General features: G+C 46.5%; 18 protein-coding genes and 1 tRNA gene. 7 read left to right on the forward strand and 12 right to left on the reverse strand.

Features of this window, described 5'->3' with window-relative positions; all coding sequences use genetic code 11:
- Positions 1 to 8: 8 nt before the first annotated feature.
- Positions 9 to 1,166, reverse strand: coding sequence for a tetratricopeptide repeat protein (locus EZV72_RS15485; RefSeq protein WP_137168081.1), 1,158 nt, complete (start codon positions 1,164 to 1,166; stop codon positions 9 to 11).
- 165 nt (positions 1,167 to 1,331) lie between these two features.
- Here EZV72_RS15485 and EZV72_RS15490 point away from each other — a divergent pair, with 165 nt between their 5' ends.
- On the forward strand, positions 1,332 to 1,850 hold the full coding sequence (locus EZV72_RS15490) for a fasciclin domain-containing protein (protein WP_137168082.1): 519 nt from the start codon (positions 1,332 to 1,334) through the stop codon (positions 1,848 to 1,850).
- Between the two features lie 140 nt (positions 1,851 to 1,990).
- Complete coding sequence (locus EZV72_RS15495; protein WP_137168083.1) at positions 1,991 to 2,761, forward strand: ParA family protein; 771 nt, start codon at positions 1,991 to 1,993, stop codon at positions 2,759 to 2,761.
- Here EZV72_RS15495 and EZV72_RS15500 read toward each other — a convergent pair.
- Positions 2,758 to 3,390 (reverse strand): LysE family translocator, encoded by a 633-nt coding sequence (locus tag EZV72_RS15500; protein ID WP_232364442.1) that lies wholly within the window; start codon positions 3,388 to 3,390, stop codon positions 2,758 to 2,760. The two genes, EZV72_RS15495 and EZV72_RS15500, sit on opposite strands and share 4 nt — an antisense overlap.
- Positions 3,391 to 3,519: 129 nt before the next feature.
- Here EZV72_RS15500 and EZV72_RS15505 point away from each other — a divergent pair, with 129 nt between their 5' ends.
- From EZV72_RS15505 to EZV72_RS15515, 3 genes are all read left to right on the forward strand, one after another.
- The gene (locus EZV72_RS15505; RefSeq protein WP_137168084.1) at positions 3,520 to 3,945 is read left to right on the forward strand and encodes an MAPEG family protein; all 426 of its coding nucleotides are present in this window, start codon (positions 3,520 to 3,522) and stop codon (positions 3,943 to 3,945) included.
- Positions 3,946 to 4,146: 201 nt separating this feature from the next.
- A complete protein-coding gene (locus EZV72_RS15510) occupies positions 4,147 to 5,100 on the forward strand; it encodes a GGDEF domain-containing response regulator (protein WP_137168085.1) in 954 nt (317 codons plus the stop codon).
- A 3-nt stretch (positions 5,101 to 5,103) separates the two neighbouring features.
- Positions 5,104 to 5,436: an Hpt domain-containing protein gene (locus EZV72_RS15515; protein WP_137168086.1), complete on the forward strand. Its 333-nt coding sequence runs from the start codon at positions 5,104 to 5,106 to the stop codon at positions 5,434 to 5,436.
- Here EZV72_RS15515 and EZV72_RS15520 read toward each other — a convergent pair.
- Positions 5,433 to 6,152 carry a hypothetical protein gene (locus tag EZV72_RS15520; RefSeq protein ID WP_137168087.1) on the reverse strand — a complete coding sequence of 240 codons (720 nt, stop codon included), beginning with the start codon at positions 6,150 to 6,152 and terminating at the stop codon, positions 5,433 to 5,435. The genes EZV72_RS15515 and EZV72_RS15520 overlap by 4 nt on opposite strands.
- Positions 6,153 to 8,802: 2,650 nt before the next feature.
- Here EZV72_RS15520 and EZV72_RS15525 point away from each other — a divergent pair.
- A complete protein-coding gene (locus tag EZV72_RS15525; RefSeq protein ID WP_137168088.1) occupies positions 8,803 to 9,231 on the forward strand; it encodes a hypothetical protein in 429 nt (142 codons plus the stop codon).
- A 603-nt stretch (positions 9,232 to 9,834) separates the two neighbouring features.
- Here the strand turns inward: EZV72_RS15525 and EZV72_RS18490 are convergent.
- The 3 genes from EZV72_RS18490 to EZV72_RS15535 all read right to left on the reverse strand — a co-directional run bounded on the left by EZV72_RS18490 (position 9,835) and on the right by EZV72_RS15535 (position 10,571).
- Positions 9,835 to 9,978, reverse strand: a complete 144-nt coding sequence (locus EZV72_RS18490; protein ID WP_175405141.1) for a hypothetical protein — start codon at positions 9,976 to 9,978, stop codon at positions 9,835 to 9,837.
- Positions 9,979 to 10,105: 127 nt separating this feature from the next.
- Positions 10,106 to 10,303, reverse strand: a complete 198-nt coding sequence (locus tag EZV72_RS15530; RefSeq protein WP_137168089.1) for a hypothetical protein — start codon at positions 10,301 to 10,303, stop codon at positions 10,106 to 10,108.
- A 4-nt stretch (positions 10,304 to 10,307) separates the two neighbouring features.
- The gene (locus EZV72_RS15535; protein ID WP_137168090.1) at positions 10,308 to 10,571 is read right to left on the reverse strand and encodes a hypothetical protein; all 264 of its coding nucleotides are present in this window, start codon (positions 10,569 to 10,571) and stop codon (positions 10,308 to 10,310) included.
- 119 nt (positions 10,572 to 10,690) lie between these two features.
- Between EZV72_RS15535 and EZV72_RS15540 the strand changes: the two genes are divergently transcribed.
- Positions 10,691 to 10,867: a YlcI/YnfO family protein gene (locus EZV72_RS15540; RefSeq protein ID WP_137168091.1), complete on the forward strand. Its 177-nt coding sequence runs from the start codon at positions 10,691 to 10,693 to the stop codon at positions 10,865 to 10,867.
- Positions 10,868 to 11,167: 300 nt separating this feature from the next.
- Here the strand turns inward: EZV72_RS15540 and EZV72_RS15545 are convergent, their stop codons facing one another.
- From EZV72_RS15545 to EZV72_RS15570, 6 genes are all read right to left on the reverse strand, one after another.
- Positions 11,168 to 11,566 (reverse strand): hypothetical protein, encoded by a 399-nt coding sequence (locus EZV72_RS15545; RefSeq protein ID WP_137168092.1) that lies wholly within the window; start codon positions 11,564 to 11,566, stop codon positions 11,168 to 11,170.
- Positions 11,567 to 11,595: 29 nt separating this feature from the next.
- On the reverse strand, positions 11,596 to 11,994 hold the full coding sequence (locus EZV72_RS15550) for a hypothetical protein (protein ID WP_137168093.1): 399 nt from the start codon (positions 11,992 to 11,994) through the stop codon (positions 11,596 to 11,598).
- 10 nt (positions 11,995 to 12,004) lie between these two features.
- Positions 12,005 to 12,280 carry a helix-turn-helix transcriptional regulator gene (locus EZV72_RS15555; protein WP_137168094.1) on the reverse strand — a complete coding sequence of 92 codons (276 nt, stop codon included), beginning with the start codon at positions 12,278 to 12,280 and terminating at the stop codon, positions 12,005 to 12,007.
- A 132-nt stretch (positions 12,281 to 12,412) separates the two neighbouring features.
- On the reverse strand, positions 12,413 to 13,066 hold the full coding sequence (locus EZV72_RS15560) for a hypothetical protein (protein WP_137168095.1): 654 nt from the start codon (positions 13,064 to 13,066) through the stop codon (positions 12,413 to 12,415).
- Positions 13,056 to 14,252 (reverse strand): integrase domain-containing protein, encoded by a 1,197-nt coding sequence (locus EZV72_RS15565; protein WP_137168096.1) that lies wholly within the window; start codon positions 14,250 to 14,252, stop codon positions 13,056 to 13,058. The genes EZV72_RS15560 and EZV72_RS15565 overlap by 11 nt, the downstream gene beginning before the upstream one ends.
- Positions 14,253 to 14,419: 167 nt before the next feature.
- Positions 14,420 to 14,506, reverse strand: a tRNA-Leu gene (locus tag EZV72_RS15570).
- Positions 14,507 to 14,570 lie beyond the last annotated feature (64 nt).

Consider the following 14,570-nt stretch of genomic DNA (forward strand, 5'->3'; position numbering starts at 1 on the left):
GCTTTTTGCTATCTGGCAGACTGCAAAGCAGACAGTTTGCTCAGATACCGATATTTATCCTGAGCATTGTTAACCTGTTCACTGGCCCGGGTTAAGAACCGTTCTGCCTGGCTGATGTCGCCAAGCTCGTAATACGCCTTGCCCAAACCAAATAATACCTCATGCTGTGTACGATCCAGCCGGTATGCACGCTGGTAGTGTTTCAGCGCCATGAAGGCATTGCCGCTATCCATGGCTTCCTCGCCAAGAATAAAGTGATAAAACGGATTATCCTGACGTTTGTTTTCTACCCGGGCCAGAATCTCATGACTTTCCTGTTCCCGACCGGTGTACTGATACAAAATCGCCAGATTTTCCCATGCGGTCAGATTGTCATCGTTTAATGTCAGGGCTCGTCTGTAACTGGCTTCAGCGGCGTCAAATGCATCATTTTTGCGATACAGCACCCCCAGATTCAGCCAGGCCTGAGACAGTCCGGGATCAGCCTGTACTGCCGCCCGAAAATACGCATATGCTTTGCTGTAACTATTGGCAATAAGCGCATCGGCCCCTTTGTTGTTGTAAAACATGGCCACGACCTGCTTACGGGTTACCGGTTCACGTTTAAACAGATTGCGAATAGCCTGAGGGTCAAAATCCACATCCATATAGGCTTCACTAAAGCGCAAATCCGCCATGTCTTTCGCCGGTGAAATACGCATGTTGATGTGTCCGTTCAGTAGGTTATAGCCATCCCGCCGGGTCCAGTATTCAGGGATTTCGACCTGATAAAATTGCGGAGACAACCCTGCGGCTTTGGCCATTGCGTAGGTCATAATGGACAAGGACAGACAATTAGCCGCGCGATTATCAAACGTTTCACTGGCCACGGTGTTGGCGTTATTGCGATACAACAGACCCAGTTCTGAATGATCGAATATATGCGATACCAGAGATTTGATATTCGCCCGGTCACTGTAATGCGGGCTTTGCGAACCACGGGCAAACGCGATGGCCTGCCCAGACAGGTCAAATATTTCACTGCCGGTTTCCGGCATGAACAATGTATAACGCGGGAATAAATCGTCTCTGATGGGATTGGTGTTATCTATTGAAGCGACCGGCGGGGCGCTGGCACACGCTGTCAGTCCAAGCAGCAGGATAAGCAGTAGCACGGAGCGAGTCATGAGTATCTCCTGACTAATATCACCGCTTATAAATTTAACATATTATTTACACTAATGTCTGTGTTTATTTTCTGTACAAAACTTCATCATCCAAACCACTGCCATGGCGTAGAAAGCAGGACAAAACAGATAGTTTTGCAAAGCTCTTTTTACACAGAGATATTTATGAAAATTACGTCAATGGTCTGTCGCCTGGTAGCCATCGCAAGTGTTGTTTTTAGTTTGTCAGCAGTGGCAAATCATCATATGAGCGATAAGAAAGATATTGTGGAAACAGCGCAGCACAATGATCAGTTTTCCACACTGGTCACCGCAATTCAGGCGGCCGGTATTACTGAAACATTACAGAAATCTGGCGATCTTACCGTTTTTGCGCCCACCAATGCTGCCTTTGAGGCCCTGCCAGAAGGTACTCTGGAGTCATTATTAAAGCCGGAAAACAAAGAGAAGCTGATTCAGGTGCTGACTTACCATGTAGTGGAAGGTAAAGTCACTGCCAGTCAGGTGACCGGGTTAGAGTCAGCGATATCTCTGGAAGGCTCTCAAATCGATATCACCGCGAATGATTCTGGCGTGATGGTAAACGACGCCAACGTTATAAAAACCGATATCATGGCCAGTAATGGCGTTATTCATGTAATTGACAAGGTCATCATGCCCAGTGCTAAAACTGCCAGCCTGTAAACAGCACAAAGTAGAACGGCGACGGTGTCGCCGTTCTCCCTTCATCTTTTATTTTGCCCACACCCGCCAAAGCCGCTTTACAAGCCACTGAAAACCTGATGATATTTTAGTCACGATTCGACTACGCAAAGGACAGCTCCATGATACGGGTTGTGTTTAATCAAAAAGGGGGCGTGGGCAAATCGACCATCAGCACCAATCTTGCCGCCCAAAGCGCCAAACAAGGGTATAAAACGCTGCTGATAGATTTAGATTCTCAGGGCAACAGCACACACTATGGCGGTGTTGATGTCAGTGAGCAAACACTAACAGTCGCCGGCTTATTTAAACAGGTTGTTGGCTGGTTTTCACAACCTAATCCGCCGTCTGCATTTATTCAGCCCAGCCCGGTGGAAAACCTGGATATTATGCCGTCGCACAGTTCACTGGCCTCACTGGAGCGAGAGCTGGAAAGTCGCTACAAAATGTTCAAGCTTAAAGAGGCACTGGATACATTGCATGAGCAATATGACCATGTGTTTATCGACACACCACCCAATTTTAACTTTTACTCCAAGGCTGCGCTTATCAGCGCTGATAGCTTCATCGTACCTTTTGACTGCGATGATTTTTCTGCTCAGGCCATCGACCGGTTACTGGAAAATGTGCTGGAGTTAAAAAATGATCATAACCAGTCCCTGCTCTTTGAAGGTATTGTGATAAACCAGTATAACTCTCAGGCGCGCCTGCCGGAGCGACTAATCGGTTCACTAAAAGAAAAACAACTGCCGGTTTTTGACACCCTTATCAGCACATCAGTAAAAGTGAAAGAGTCGCACAGTCAGCGTCAGCCGCTGGTATGTATGATGCCCAATCATAAAGTCAGTTTACAGTTTGCTGCGCTGTGGGAGGAGATGCAAAGTAAGCATTAGCGCAATAGCACATCATTGACCAGAATAAAAACGCCCAGCCCCAGCAGCACGAAACCGGCAATTAAATCCTGCCAGTAAGAGACCCTGGGGGAGTGGGTCAACAGCTTATTCAGACGCTGGCACAGGGTCACCACCAGTAGGTCAGAAACCAGCGCCAGAACAGTGTAGGGCACCCCCAGTATGGCCAGCTGAGTGGTCATATCGGCGCTGCCGGTGCGGGTAAACTGGGGTAGAAAAGCCAGAAAAAAGAGCGCTGTTTTAGGATTAGTCAGTTCAACGGTCAGGCTTTGTTGTAAAATCTTACGGGTGGGCTTCTGGTCAGTCTTGCCCGGCAAAGCCACGGATGCTCTGGCCATACTTTGTACTCCCAGCACGACCAGGTAAGCAGCGCCTGTCAGTTTGAGCAGGGTAAAAATAACCGGCGAGTAAACAATGACCGCGGCCAGACCCAATGCGGTCAGTGCCACATAGATCAAACTGCCAATGGCCATTCCTCCTGCAGCGGCTATGCCAGCTCTGGCGCCCTGCCCCAGGGTACAGGCCATGATATAAAGGTTGGAAGGACCGGGAGATAATGTCAGAGTGAGTGTGGCGATACAAAAGGTCAGCAGCACGGGAAAGTCAGGCATCTGTACAATTCACAAAATAAAAATACCAGTGTACCGTAAACTTCGGCCAGCATCTGCCGATACCACAGATGATCAAAGACGTATTCCTTATCGTTTAATAAAAAGAACTCAATTAACCGAGCAGCAATCATGACAGATGTTTATTGGTGGGCCATTACCGGACTGGTAATAATCACCCTCACAGTATTTATTCAGGGCCTTGTTGCGGCGATGTCCCACGCTGGTAAAAACGGGGCTGTTCCCGGGAAAATGTCAGATGGTCTGTCGCATGAATCCTTTGAGTTTCGCAGTCATCGAACATTTCATAATTCTCTTGAGAACTTGTCAGCCTTTGTCATTCCGGCCATCCTGGCGATGTTTGTCGGGTTAAATCCTGCGACGCTGGCCGCTATTGTCTGGGTATATGCGCTGGTACGTATCATTCATATGGTGCTGTATTACAGCATTGCCACAGAAAAAAATCCCAGTCCCCGCAGCTACTTTTATCTGGCCGGCTGGTTGGCTAACGCCGCCCTGTATGGCCTGCTATTGTGGAAATTGTTGATGGTATTTTAAAAGTAAATCTGTGTGAGCACAAAAGTGCCCTGTTTAAACAGGCAATGTAGCAGTTTGTTTGCTATGTTTTAAGAAGGCCTATATATCTTCTGAGAACTATCATACATAATGGCAAACATAATAACTGTCCGTATTCCATACATATTATGGTGTTATTCCTGTAATCCAACCCGAAAGACGTAGTCGTAGAGGAACAGTTTGGTGGCTTTCGAGAAAGATTCTGGCCGAAATGTCGAAGAGTGTAATGTTTTGATTGTTGATGATCAGGCATCAAGCCGCATGATCATGACGTCATTACTTGAAGACATTGCACATATTCATACGGTCGAAAGTGCCGCTCAGGCTAAACAGTTCTGCCTCAATAATGATGTTGATCTCGTCGTATCCGATGTACACATGCCGGATATGGATGGCCATCAGTTGTGCCGTGAGTTACAAGATGATCCTATTACTTATCAGTTGCCCGTGATGTTTGTCACCGCGTCTGACTCAGATGAAGAACAGGAAGCCTGCTGGGAGTCCGGATGTGTGGACTTTGTCACCAAACCGATTAATGCCACAACTTTCAGAAACCGGGTCAAGGCGCAGCTTAATCACAAACTGAAAGCAGATTTACTCGAAACCCTGATTTATACCGACAGGTTAACGGGCGCCTTTAACCGGCATTATCTGGATGAGCGTCTGACCAATATTGTCAAAGAAGCCGACCGTGAAGGACATCCTATTGCGGCGGCGATGTTCGATATTGATTTTTTCAAGCAATACAATGATGAATACGGTCATATCTCTGGTGATAGCTGCTTGTGGAAACTGACCAGTGCCGTTAGACAGGTTTTACTGCGCCCCATGGATCACTTAGTACGAGTGGGCGGTGAGGAATTTCTGGTCTTGTTACCTAACACGACAGAAACAGGGGCCGAGGTTGTTTGCCAGCGCATTTTACAGGCTGTACGTGACTTACGCCTGCCGCATATCCGCTCTCCGTTCAAAAAAGTCACCGTCAGTGTGGGTGTGTCGGTGTATCAGCCTAATCAGCAACAAAGCATGGAGCAAGTCATGCTGGAGGCAGACCAGTGTCTGTACAAGGCTAAAAATCAGGGTCGTAACCAGTATATTCGCTCAGGCAGTGAAGAACATAGTAACGTAATGGATTAATACATGAACGATCACCATCCTATCTGGGACAGAGACAACGCACTGCGGCGTTTGCTAAATAATGAAACCTTACTAAACCGGGTGCTGACCTTGTTTTTTGAACAGGCAGAAAATCGCCTGGGCGAGATTGAAAATCTGATTTCGCAGCAAAAATTTTCTGAAGCCAAAATTCACGCCCACACATTAAAAGGCAGTGCTGGCGAAGTTGGCGCCACCCGTTTACATTTTCATCTCAGTGAACTGGAAAAATCACTGGTCAATGCGCCTGACGAGGCACCTTCTCACTATTCATCAGTGCTATCCAACTACGAAGCATTCTCAAGCATGGCCCGCTAACTGTTAGTGGGTTGAAATTGCTGCCCCGCCGCTTGCTGCAGCGGAGCTTGTGGGATATTAAAGATAATAAAACAGATAAAATTGGTGTAGATGGTGGCTATACCGACAAACAGCGCCGTCACATCCAGCTGATACATAATACCGACCGGAATCAGCAGCCCTGGTGGAGCAAAAGCCAGAAAGCCAGCGGGTTTACGCAGCAAAGCCAGCCAGATATGTTCCAAAGATTGTTTTTCCATGCTCAGGCCACGCCCAAAATAAGCCAGCACCAGCGGCAGAATTTGGGTTTTGCACACCAGTACCGCGCCAAACGTTAGTCCGATAATCATAGTGATATCAAATGCGCTGACGGCTAAGCCCGATGAACTCACCGCATTGAATTTTTCAACCCAGACCAGCAACATCTGCGCTGCCCAGCTTATCAGCATGACCAGCATAATCACAGGTAGCATCAGGCGCTGCTGAAACTTCAGCTCCTGTCCTACTCCATGCAGACTACCAGTTCGATAGTGGGTCGTGATGAGGGCACAGCAAACCCACATTACCGCGACACATGCCCCTGTTTTCACCGGTAACAGAGAAAAAGGTATCGCCGTCACCAGCACCACGCCGGCCAGACACAGGAGCAGTACCATAGGGGCTTGTAAAAAATAGCCGGCGATATCTTTATAAGCCTGCATATAGTCATCAAAAGTCAGGTTCGTGTTTATCTGCATAACGGCATCACTTCTATGGCAAATAATGGACATACCGGCTCAGACACCTGCTCCGGCTGTATATATGCCTATAAGTGTATAGCTTTACACCGCGCTTTGCTTAAGCCAAAAGATTGAATTCAGGTATACGCAGCAAAGCGGTGGTATTGATTTACGTGTGTCGCGCTGGCTGCGCTTAGGCATACGCATTATCCATCATTCCTGTGCAAGCAGGGATCTCCTGAACAGTCTGGCTGAGGCAAAGCATCATTTAAAAACCGTAGTCATGTTCCAAGGAGATCCCGGATACCGCGGCGCGATTCCGGGACGACGGTGGACGTATTGCCAATCCCCCACTCATTGCTCCAGGTTTAAGTGAATCCGAATACATTGTTTCTTCAACCCCCCATCAAAGCCTGATACTTACACCGTGCTGACTAACAGAGTGAAGTGCCGCTCTTTATCCCCTGGCGCTCAAAACCCCTTTAACAAGGGTAGTCATGTTCCAAGGAGATCCCGGATATCGCTGCGCGATTCCGGGACGACGGGAATCGTGAAAATTATCGAATAACGGTAGTCATGTTCCAAAGAGATCCCGGATACCGCTGCGCGATTCCGGGGCGACGGTGGACGTATAAACCAATCCCCCCCACTCATTGCTCCAGGTTTAAGTGAATCCGAATACATTGTTTCTTAAAGCCCCCATCAAAGCTTGATGCTTACACCGTGCTGACTAACAGAGAGAAGTGCCGCTCTTTATCCCCTTTAGCTCAAGTGAGATGAATGAACAGAGAAGCAATATCAAATCTCATCACGGATGATGAGATAAGGACAAGAAGGGACAGGGATGTCCCTTTTGGCCTGGTTAATATTGCCTGTTCAGACAACTCACTGTTTTGAGCGCCAGGGGAAGCGCGGGAGTCCAGAGGGGAATCGCCATTCCCCTCTGGTTGCTGCCGGTCAACACCGGCAAAAGGTGATACTTCTGGTAAAACCAAACCCCTTTAACAAGGGTAGTCATGTTCCAAGGAGATCCCGGATACCGCTGCGCGATTCCGGGACGACGTAGTATTGCTGCATGCCCCCGGGAAGACAGCGCTTTCCACCATCCCCGTGTAAACGGGATCTCCTGAAAAGTCTGACTGAGGCCAAACAACCACTGGGCAAGGGTAGCCATGTTCCAAGGAAATCCCGGATACCGCTGCGCGATTCCGGGACGACGGTGGACGTATAAACCAATCCCCCCACTCATTGCTCCAGGTTTAAGTGAATCCAAATACATTGTTTCTTCAACCCCCCATCAAAGCCTGATGCTTACACCGTGCTGACTAACAGAGAGAAGCGCCGCTCTTTATCCCCTTTAGCTCAAGTGAGATGAATGAACAGAGAAGCAATATCAAATCTCATCACGGATGATGAGATAAGGACAAGAAGGGACAGGGGTGTCCCTTTTGGCCTGGTTGATATTGCCTGTTCAGGCAACTCACTGTTTTGAGCGCCAGGGGAAGCGCGGGAGTCCAGAGGGGAATCGCCATTCCCCTCTGGTTGCTGCCGGTCAACACCGGCAAAAGGTGATACTTCTGGTAAAACAAAACTCCTTTAACAAGGGTAGTCATGTTCCAAGGAGATCCCGGATACCGCTGCGCGATTCCGGGACGACGGAGTATTGCTACATGCCCCCGGGAAGACGGCGCTTTCCACCATCCCCGTGTAAACGGGATCTCCTACTATCCGTCATCCCTGCGCAAGCAGGGATCTCCTGAACAGTCTGACTGAGGCCAAACAACCACGCGGCATGGTTAGTCATGCTCCAAGGAGATCCCGGATACCGCTGCGCGATTCCGGGACGACGGAGTATTGCTACATGCCCCCGGGAAGACAGCGCTTTCCACCATCCCCGTGTAAACGGGATCTCCTACTATCCGTCATCCCTGCGCAAGCAGGGATCTCCTCAACAGTCTGGCTGAGGCAAAACAACCACTGGACAAGGTTAGTCATGTTCCAAGGAGATCCCGGATACCGCTGCGCGATTCCGGGACGACGGAGTATTGCTGCATGCCCCCGGGACGACCGATGAAATTATCAACATCCCATAAACACGCGCAGCTGAACGACAAAAATCTGTGATTTTTAGCTGGGTAGTCCGCCGACTTTTTAATTACTTATTTATTTTTTGATTTAGTTGGTCAGAAATGACCGAAGAAGAATGGTGCCCAGGGGCGGGTGAAGCAAGCGTACTTTGCAACGCACCGCGTTGCGCGCAGCTGAACGACAAAAATCTGTGATTTTTGGCTGGGTAGTCCGCCGACTTTTTAATTACTTATTTATTTTTTGATTTAGTTGGTCAGAAGTGACCGAAGAAGAATGGTGCCCAGGGGCGGATTGTAATAAAAAATGTAAGGTAATGTTTTTATTAAACTTACCAATAACCAATAAAACCCAGTGTTACTACTGGTGTTACATCATCTTCCTGGGCCTTGAGCTAGTTTTAACCACCCTATCACCTATGGCCTATAGAACATTTCTTTATGAATAATTTTAAACATATAACAAATTGAGCCCATAAACTGACTTGAAGCTCTACGAACCTTTATGGCGTTTGATGTACGTATTATCACCAATGTTAGCAAAATAGTACAATGGTGACTGTTTAACCAAAGGACGAATCAATATGTACGTAGCAATCACTTCATCAGTAAAAGGGCCAAAGCCCATCGCGACAGTATCCACACCACACAAAAACGCAATCGCTTTGACAGACGGCATGCCCTACATACCTATATCTACATATAGTGAACATAAAACAGGAGCATTCCTGGCGCCAATCTCAGAAATAGAATTTTCCGCGAGAACTAAGAAATTCATTTTAGTGCTGGAAGAATGCCAGTATATTAAAGGGGCGTCGATTTCTGATGGACAGTCAACACTAGGCCATTTTTCAACGGATAAAAAAGGGAAGCACATTTACTCCGTATGTATCAACGAAGCCTCGCCAGGTGCAACATATAAAATTATGGTCGAAAGGGGCTCTTGCAACAATGATGTTATCCAGGCTTTCGCAAACTTTTCTGTAGTTCACATATCTGAAGAGGATAGATAGCCCTACCGTTTAAGGCCTCAATTTTACGTAAGATTCGTCCGTGCCGGGATACTTGTAATTTTGAGGCTTTCTCCCATTTAACCTATCTCTTAATGCCTCCACCCTCTGACAAAAAAATTTATAAGTTACGGGTGTGTAAAAACAGCTTTTGCCGCGGTGTTATCGCTCAGAGTCTCGGAGATTTGACCCGCCCCTCACCATGTGTTGAATCCTTCAGATGTTAGCAGGTGTAGCCCTTAGCAAGGTTGCTCATAGTTGTGGTATTTATCCTTTACCACTTCTGAGAATTCCACCCATAACACAACAACCACCAGCGAAAATGACTCATAAATAGACAAACCTTGCGCCGCTGCGACCCCGTACCAACGAGGGGTGCTAGGAAGTACCTTTTTGTTCAGAGCCCGCCAGCTGTGGCACCCCCTATATAATTGACAGCTGAACATGCCCACACGCATTGATAAGGCAAGCATTGCCCGCTCAGATGTTGTCGTTGTCAGAGGATTGAAAATCCATACACAAAGCGATCCTGCGCTGGGAATTACCCGCTTTTGGACTTTTAACGGGACCCGCAATGTTGTGTACAAACTGTACAGGCTGATTGTCCTACGCTTCCTGAAACAGCTTCACAGCGGTTTTAAGTGTAACCAATACATCGTCATGGGGTATCTTAAGTTGCCCTCCATCAGCATCGCTGAGGGCCAGCAGATTGCTAATTATTACTTCGACTTGTTCGGTAAGACTGTCCATATCTTTTCCTGTCCTGGCTTACTGATTTAAGTTCACATGAAAAGGACTTTGGCAGAACTGTACTTTGGGCGGGAATTGAGAAGGCAAGGCCGTAACCTGGTGGTCGCGGCCACTCACAGAAAAACGGTTATTCGCACTCGCTAATTATGCGGTTCAACAATGCGCTTATTACTGCTTCGTTCTCTGGCTTTAGTTCCAAATCATTTTCAAGCACATAGGCTTGTAATGTTTGAGCAACGTGCCGAATATTGTTGAATGCCTGGCCTGAAATTGCATTTGCTTCATCGTGAGTAATCGGTACAGCGTTCTGGTTAACTATCTTCATGTGGTTACTCCCCTACTTGCTTTATATTAGATTTACGTTCTTCGATGATGCTATTTAGTTTTTCATCCGCTAGTTCGTATCGGTTAATAAGGTCTCGCAAAGCCCAAGTCGCCCCTGCATAGTCTCGAATATCAATAGTGTGATCTGCCATCATGGCCACATCTGCCAGTAGCTTGTTAATACTGAAAATTTGAGTTAAGTGCCCCGTCTTCAAATCATGTAAATCCATTTCTTCAAGTGATTCTATAAGTGGTCTAGCATCAATCATAATATTCTCCTGAACAAGATTGCGCGCCTTATCCTACACCAGGCGCAGAGTGGTAATAGTTGACATTTCGTGTATATTCTTTGGTACACACCCAAGACTATAGAAGTGGTACACACCCAATGCAAGAAAAAAATAAAGGTTTAGCTAAAAGACCTGACGAACGTAAAGGTTCCACCAGGAAAAACATTAGGTTTGAAGATGCGCTCGTTGAGCAAATCGAATCAAACCGGGCCAAATCTGGCGAAGCATTTTCAGAGTGGGTGAAAGATGCTTGTCGTAAAAAACTGAGCAGTTAGTCAATTCTGATTTTGATTAATCGGCTTCGATTTTTCGATATGGCCTCGCGGTGTTCTAACCTCATTTTCCTCTTTAATTTATAGTTGATTCTTGACTGTTTAATACTGTAGGTATGGCTTACTATTAAGGAGTACAGAAACCGTACACTGGGTACAATTTTGGCTTTTCGGTAAGTTTTTGTTTTTACTACAAACTCATCTTTAGCCAGTGTACAGATTCCGTACACCTAATCAGAGCCAGTGTACAGATTCCGTACAGCTAACATGATTAGCTGTACAGTTTTTGATACCTGGCTTTTTTTAGGCACAGCGCTTGTCAATTGCATCGATAAACGTCCTCCTTGCTTTGCTGGTTGGTTTAATATCCATTACAAAGCCCCTTACCTCGTCCACGCTTTCATAGGTGAGAGCATAGTAATTCGGTGTACGTCCGTTCTTGCCCAAACCAGAGCCTTTACTCAGCTCTATGAAGTCCTTTTGAATAAGCTCTCCCAAGGCTCTGCTAAGCGTCGATTTTGATTTAAAGCCTTTATTATGTAGCTGAGAGTGAACAGCGCACAGCTTGCCGTTATTGCTACCCTTATACTGGTAAGCGAACCAAAGTAATAACCGCACCGCGTTGGCACTCAGAGAATGAAAGTCAGGATGATCCATTACTCTGTTTGGAATACCAGCAAAGGGCTGTTTCTTCTTCGACATAAAGCCCCCAAATATTGCAGCCCGAAGGGCTACGCTGCTTCACTGTGGTTATCATGCCAGGCAGGGAAATCTACCTTAGGTAAACTTCTATTGGCCCTATAGACGTTTAATAGCCTTAGCGCCCTTACCCGGTCCTTATCTGTTGCTAACCAATATCGATGGAACGGCTTTTGATAAAAGTAGTGAACCGACGATTGATCAGGCTCAGAAATGAAGTTTATATCTCGCTTGTGTTTGAGAGCGCTTATCGTTGAATGTAGCGCTGACTCGTAATACAGGGATTGTGCTTCAGGCTGCGTAATACCCTGGGGGCCACATTTCAAAATCATATACAGCGCGACTTCAATCTTGTGTGCCGGCTTGATTGCTGTATTATCAGAATTGTCTAGATTGATGTTGTTGCCCTTCGGGGCAGCTTCATTTTTCATATGCCCCCCCTTACGCTGCGATAGCTTCGAGAAGGCGGCTTGCGCGAGACTTTCTATAATCTACCAGCCGGCCAACAAGGTTTTTTAATTCCTCATCACTCATGCCAATTGACCGGGCCGTTAATACAGCTTGTACCTCTTCAGCGATATAGCCAGTAGAGCGAGCGCCCAGACTAAGGGCTGGTGGGAATAACCCTTCAAGAACTTGTCGACGTAGGCCAGATGTTGACCAGGTAGTTAACGCCAGTACTTCTGAAGGTTTTAGGATTGAGATGTCGTCTTTCATATTTATTTGCCTCGTAGGTTGTCATTGACGCGTTCAGAGCGTTCATAGCAAGGCAATTAAACCACTTATTAAGGGAGTTAATAATTGTTGGATGGGGTTCCAACAATGTTGAAAGGGCATCCAACGGAGATTTTAAGTACTATTTGACGATTCTTTCTCTTTTCTGGCCGCTCTTGCATAGTCTCTCGCAGTTCCAAATTTGACCGTACGCCCAAACTTATCCGGGTCAGTGCTTTCCGCCACTATTATCGCTGCTAAACGGTTATTTGATAGGCCGGGATTTTCTTCTAATTGCTTAACTGCCCAGCTGATAGCGCTAGATCTGGTACTTTCATTCTTTTTAGCGCCGTACCATTGAGCACCGAATTTTGATAAATCACTCTCTGAATGCTTACCTGACAGTACCGTATTACCATTGTTTACAATATCTATACCTAGCGCGACACCATAAGTCGATCCCACTTTGAGGGAAATGGCAATCAAAGAGCCGATTACTTGCTGCAGATACATAAAAGTTGATTCATCGAGATCGTCGATTAGTGAGTTATCGACATAGTGTTTCGCTATAGGTTTTATTAAATCCATTTGGCCTTGAAGATTATTAATATCACATTCAATAACATGCTCTCTTGTGACTATATCCAAACAATTTTCAAAGCTAACAGTAGTGGCCCCGCCGACTTTTGATAGATCAGGGGTCTGAAGTGAATGCAAAAGATGTTCTGCAATATCTTCCACTTTAAGTCCTTTGATTCCTTTAACTTTGCTCATAATTTTATTTTTCACTCGTGGTTATTGTTTGAGACCACCACTCCATCATTTCTCGGCGGCGTTGTAAGTATTGGGCTCGGTTGTATGCGGCCCTAACTTCATTCTCATCCCTATGGGCAAGAGCAGCCTCAATAACATCATGATCAAAGCCTTGCTCATTTAAGGTTGTACTGGCGAGTGATCTCAACCCATGCGCTACAAGACGGCCTTTAAATCCCATATCACGCAGAGCTTTATTTGCCGACTGCCTGTTGGCCGGTTTGCGCGGGTCAATGCTGGAGGGAAATATAAACTCCCGGTGGAAACTGATCGGCTTCATTAGCTCAAGTAATTTCATCACTTCCGGGGAAAGCGGCACCAGGTGCGGTCGGTCCATTTTCATTCGGTCAGCTGGTATAGCCCATATCGATTCTTTGAAATCTATCTCTGCCCATTTTGCTTCAGCTGCTTCACCCGGGCGCACCATTGTGTGTAGTTGAAACTCGATCAAGCAGCGTGTGGTTACCCTGGCAGATGAATACCTGAGTGCTTTCATCAAGTCCGGTAGTTCTTCGGGAGGCAAAGTAAGCTGATGCTTTACCTTTGTACTTGGAATAAGTTCTTTTATACCAGCCAGAGGGTTACTGTGGACGATGCCGGCATTAACCGCATAGGTCATCACGCTATTCATTCGCCGGGCCACTTTCCGCGCTATCTCGTGACTCCCCCTGTCGACGATCGAATTAATTACCTGAATGGCCTTAGGGGCAGTTAGGCGCTCAATAGGTACTTTACCGATATAAGGAAAAATGTCGTTATCAAAGGACCGCTTGATATTCTTCATGGTGCCTTCAGCGACCTTGCTGCTGTGGACAATGAACCACTTTCGGGCGACTGCTTCAAAAGTAGCCTCAGCTGCTTGTGCTGCCCGGCTCTTTTCGTTGTCTTTGTGCTCTTTAGGATCTTTATCCCGGGCAAGTAGCTTCCGGCAGCGTTCGCGTTCTTCCCTTGCTTCAGCTAATGAAATATCGGGATAGGCACCAAAGCCAATGTTGCTTCGTTTTTTTGTATGTGGGCGGGTATAGTTAAAAATCCAAAGCTTTGAGCCATTGGGTTTTATACGCAAAGAAAGGCCTTTACCATCCGCCAGGTTGTATTCCCTATCTTTTGGCTTTGCCTGTTTTACCTGGGTTGCGTTGAGTCCAGTTACATTCCGTGGCATGTTTTTGTAACACCGTTTAAGTAACATTTATTCGTTGTTACATGGAGTGTTACTAAAAAGATGGAATAGTGCAAACATTCATAAATGTTCAAAAGCTACCAAATCATTGCTAAGCCAATGATTTTAATCATTTAAAAACGTTTATAGAATATTATGAAATAAGAGGATGGTGCCCAGGGGCGGACTTGAACCGCCACGACCGTTAGGTCACTAGCACCTGAAGCTAGCGTGTCTACCAATTTCACCACCTGGGCAACGGATACAAACAGAGATAAGAAGTTGCTGTCTGCGTCGTTGTGGGGCGCAATTTACGCAAGA

Source organism: Salinimonas lutimaris (assembly GCF_005222225.1).
Classification (GTDB): Bacteria; Pseudomonadota; Gammaproteobacteria; order Enterobacterales; family Alteromonadaceae; genus Alteromonas; species Alteromonas lutimaris.

What these genes read in the sequence shown, in the direction of transcription:
- EZV72_RS15495 (WP_137168083.1), top strand. Translation starts at nt 1,991, where the DNA reads ATGATACGGGTTGTGTTTAATCAAAAAGGGGGCGTGGGCAAATCGACC.
- EZV72_RS15530 (WP_137168089.1), bottom strand. Translation starts at nt 10,303, where the DNA reads ATGAAGATAGTTAACCAGAACGCTGTACCGATTACTCACGATGAAGCA.
- EZV72_RS15485 (WP_137168081.1), bottom strand. Translation starts at nt 1,166, where the DNA reads ATGACTCGCTCCGTGCTACTGCTTATCCTGCTGCTTGGACTGACAGCG.
- EZV72_RS18490 (WP_175405141.1), bottom strand. Translation starts at nt 9,978, where the DNA reads ATGGACAGTCTTACCGAACAAGTCGAAGTAATAATTAGCAATCTGCTG.
- EZV72_RS15515 (WP_137168086.1), top strand. Translation starts at nt 5,104, where the DNA reads ATGAACGATCACCATCCTATCTGGGACAGAGACAACGCACTGCGGCGT.
- EZV72_RS15500 (WP_232364442.1), bottom strand. Translation starts at nt 3,390, where the DNA reads ATGCCTGACTTTCCCGTGCTGCTGACCTTTTGTATCGCCACACTCACT.
- EZV72_RS15565 (WP_137168096.1), bottom strand. Translation starts at nt 14,252, where the DNA reads ATGCCACGGAATGTAACTGGACTCAACGCAACCCAGGTAAAACAGGCA.
- EZV72_RS15525 (WP_137168088.1), top strand. Translation starts at nt 8,803, where the DNA reads ATGTACGTAGCAATCACTTCATCAGTAAAAGGGCCAAAGCCCATCGCG.
- EZV72_RS15535 (WP_137168090.1), bottom strand. Translation starts at nt 10,571, where the DNA reads ATGATTGATGCTAGACCACTTATAGAATCACTTGAAGAAATGGATTTA.
- EZV72_RS15550 (WP_137168093.1), bottom strand. Translation starts at nt 11,994, where the DNA reads ATGAAAAATGAAGCTGCCCCGAAGGGCAACAACATCAATCTAGACAAT.
- EZV72_RS15505 (WP_137168084.1), top strand. Translation starts at nt 3,520, where the DNA reads ATGACAGATGTTTATTGGTGGGCCATTACCGGACTGGTAATAATCACC.
- EZV72_RS15545 (WP_137168092.1), bottom strand. Translation starts at nt 11,566, where the DNA reads ATGTCGAAGAAGAAACAGCCCTTTGCTGGTATTCCAAACAGAGTAATG.
- EZV72_RS15520 (WP_137168087.1), bottom strand. Translation starts at nt 6,152, where the DNA reads ATGCAGATAAACACGAACCTGACTTTTGATGACTATATGCAGGCTTAT.
- EZV72_RS15555 (WP_137168094.1), bottom strand. Translation starts at nt 12,280, where the DNA reads ATGAAAGACGACATCTCAATCCTAAAACCTTCAGAAGTACTGGCGTTA.
- EZV72_RS15540 (WP_137168091.1), top strand. Translation starts at nt 10,691, where the DNA reads ATGCAAGAAAAAAATAAAGGTTTAGCTAAAAGACCTGACGAACGTAAA.
- EZV72_RS15490 (WP_137168082.1), top strand. Translation starts at nt 1,332, where the DNA reads ATGAAAATTACGTCAATGGTCTGTCGCCTGGTAGCCATCGCAAGTGTT.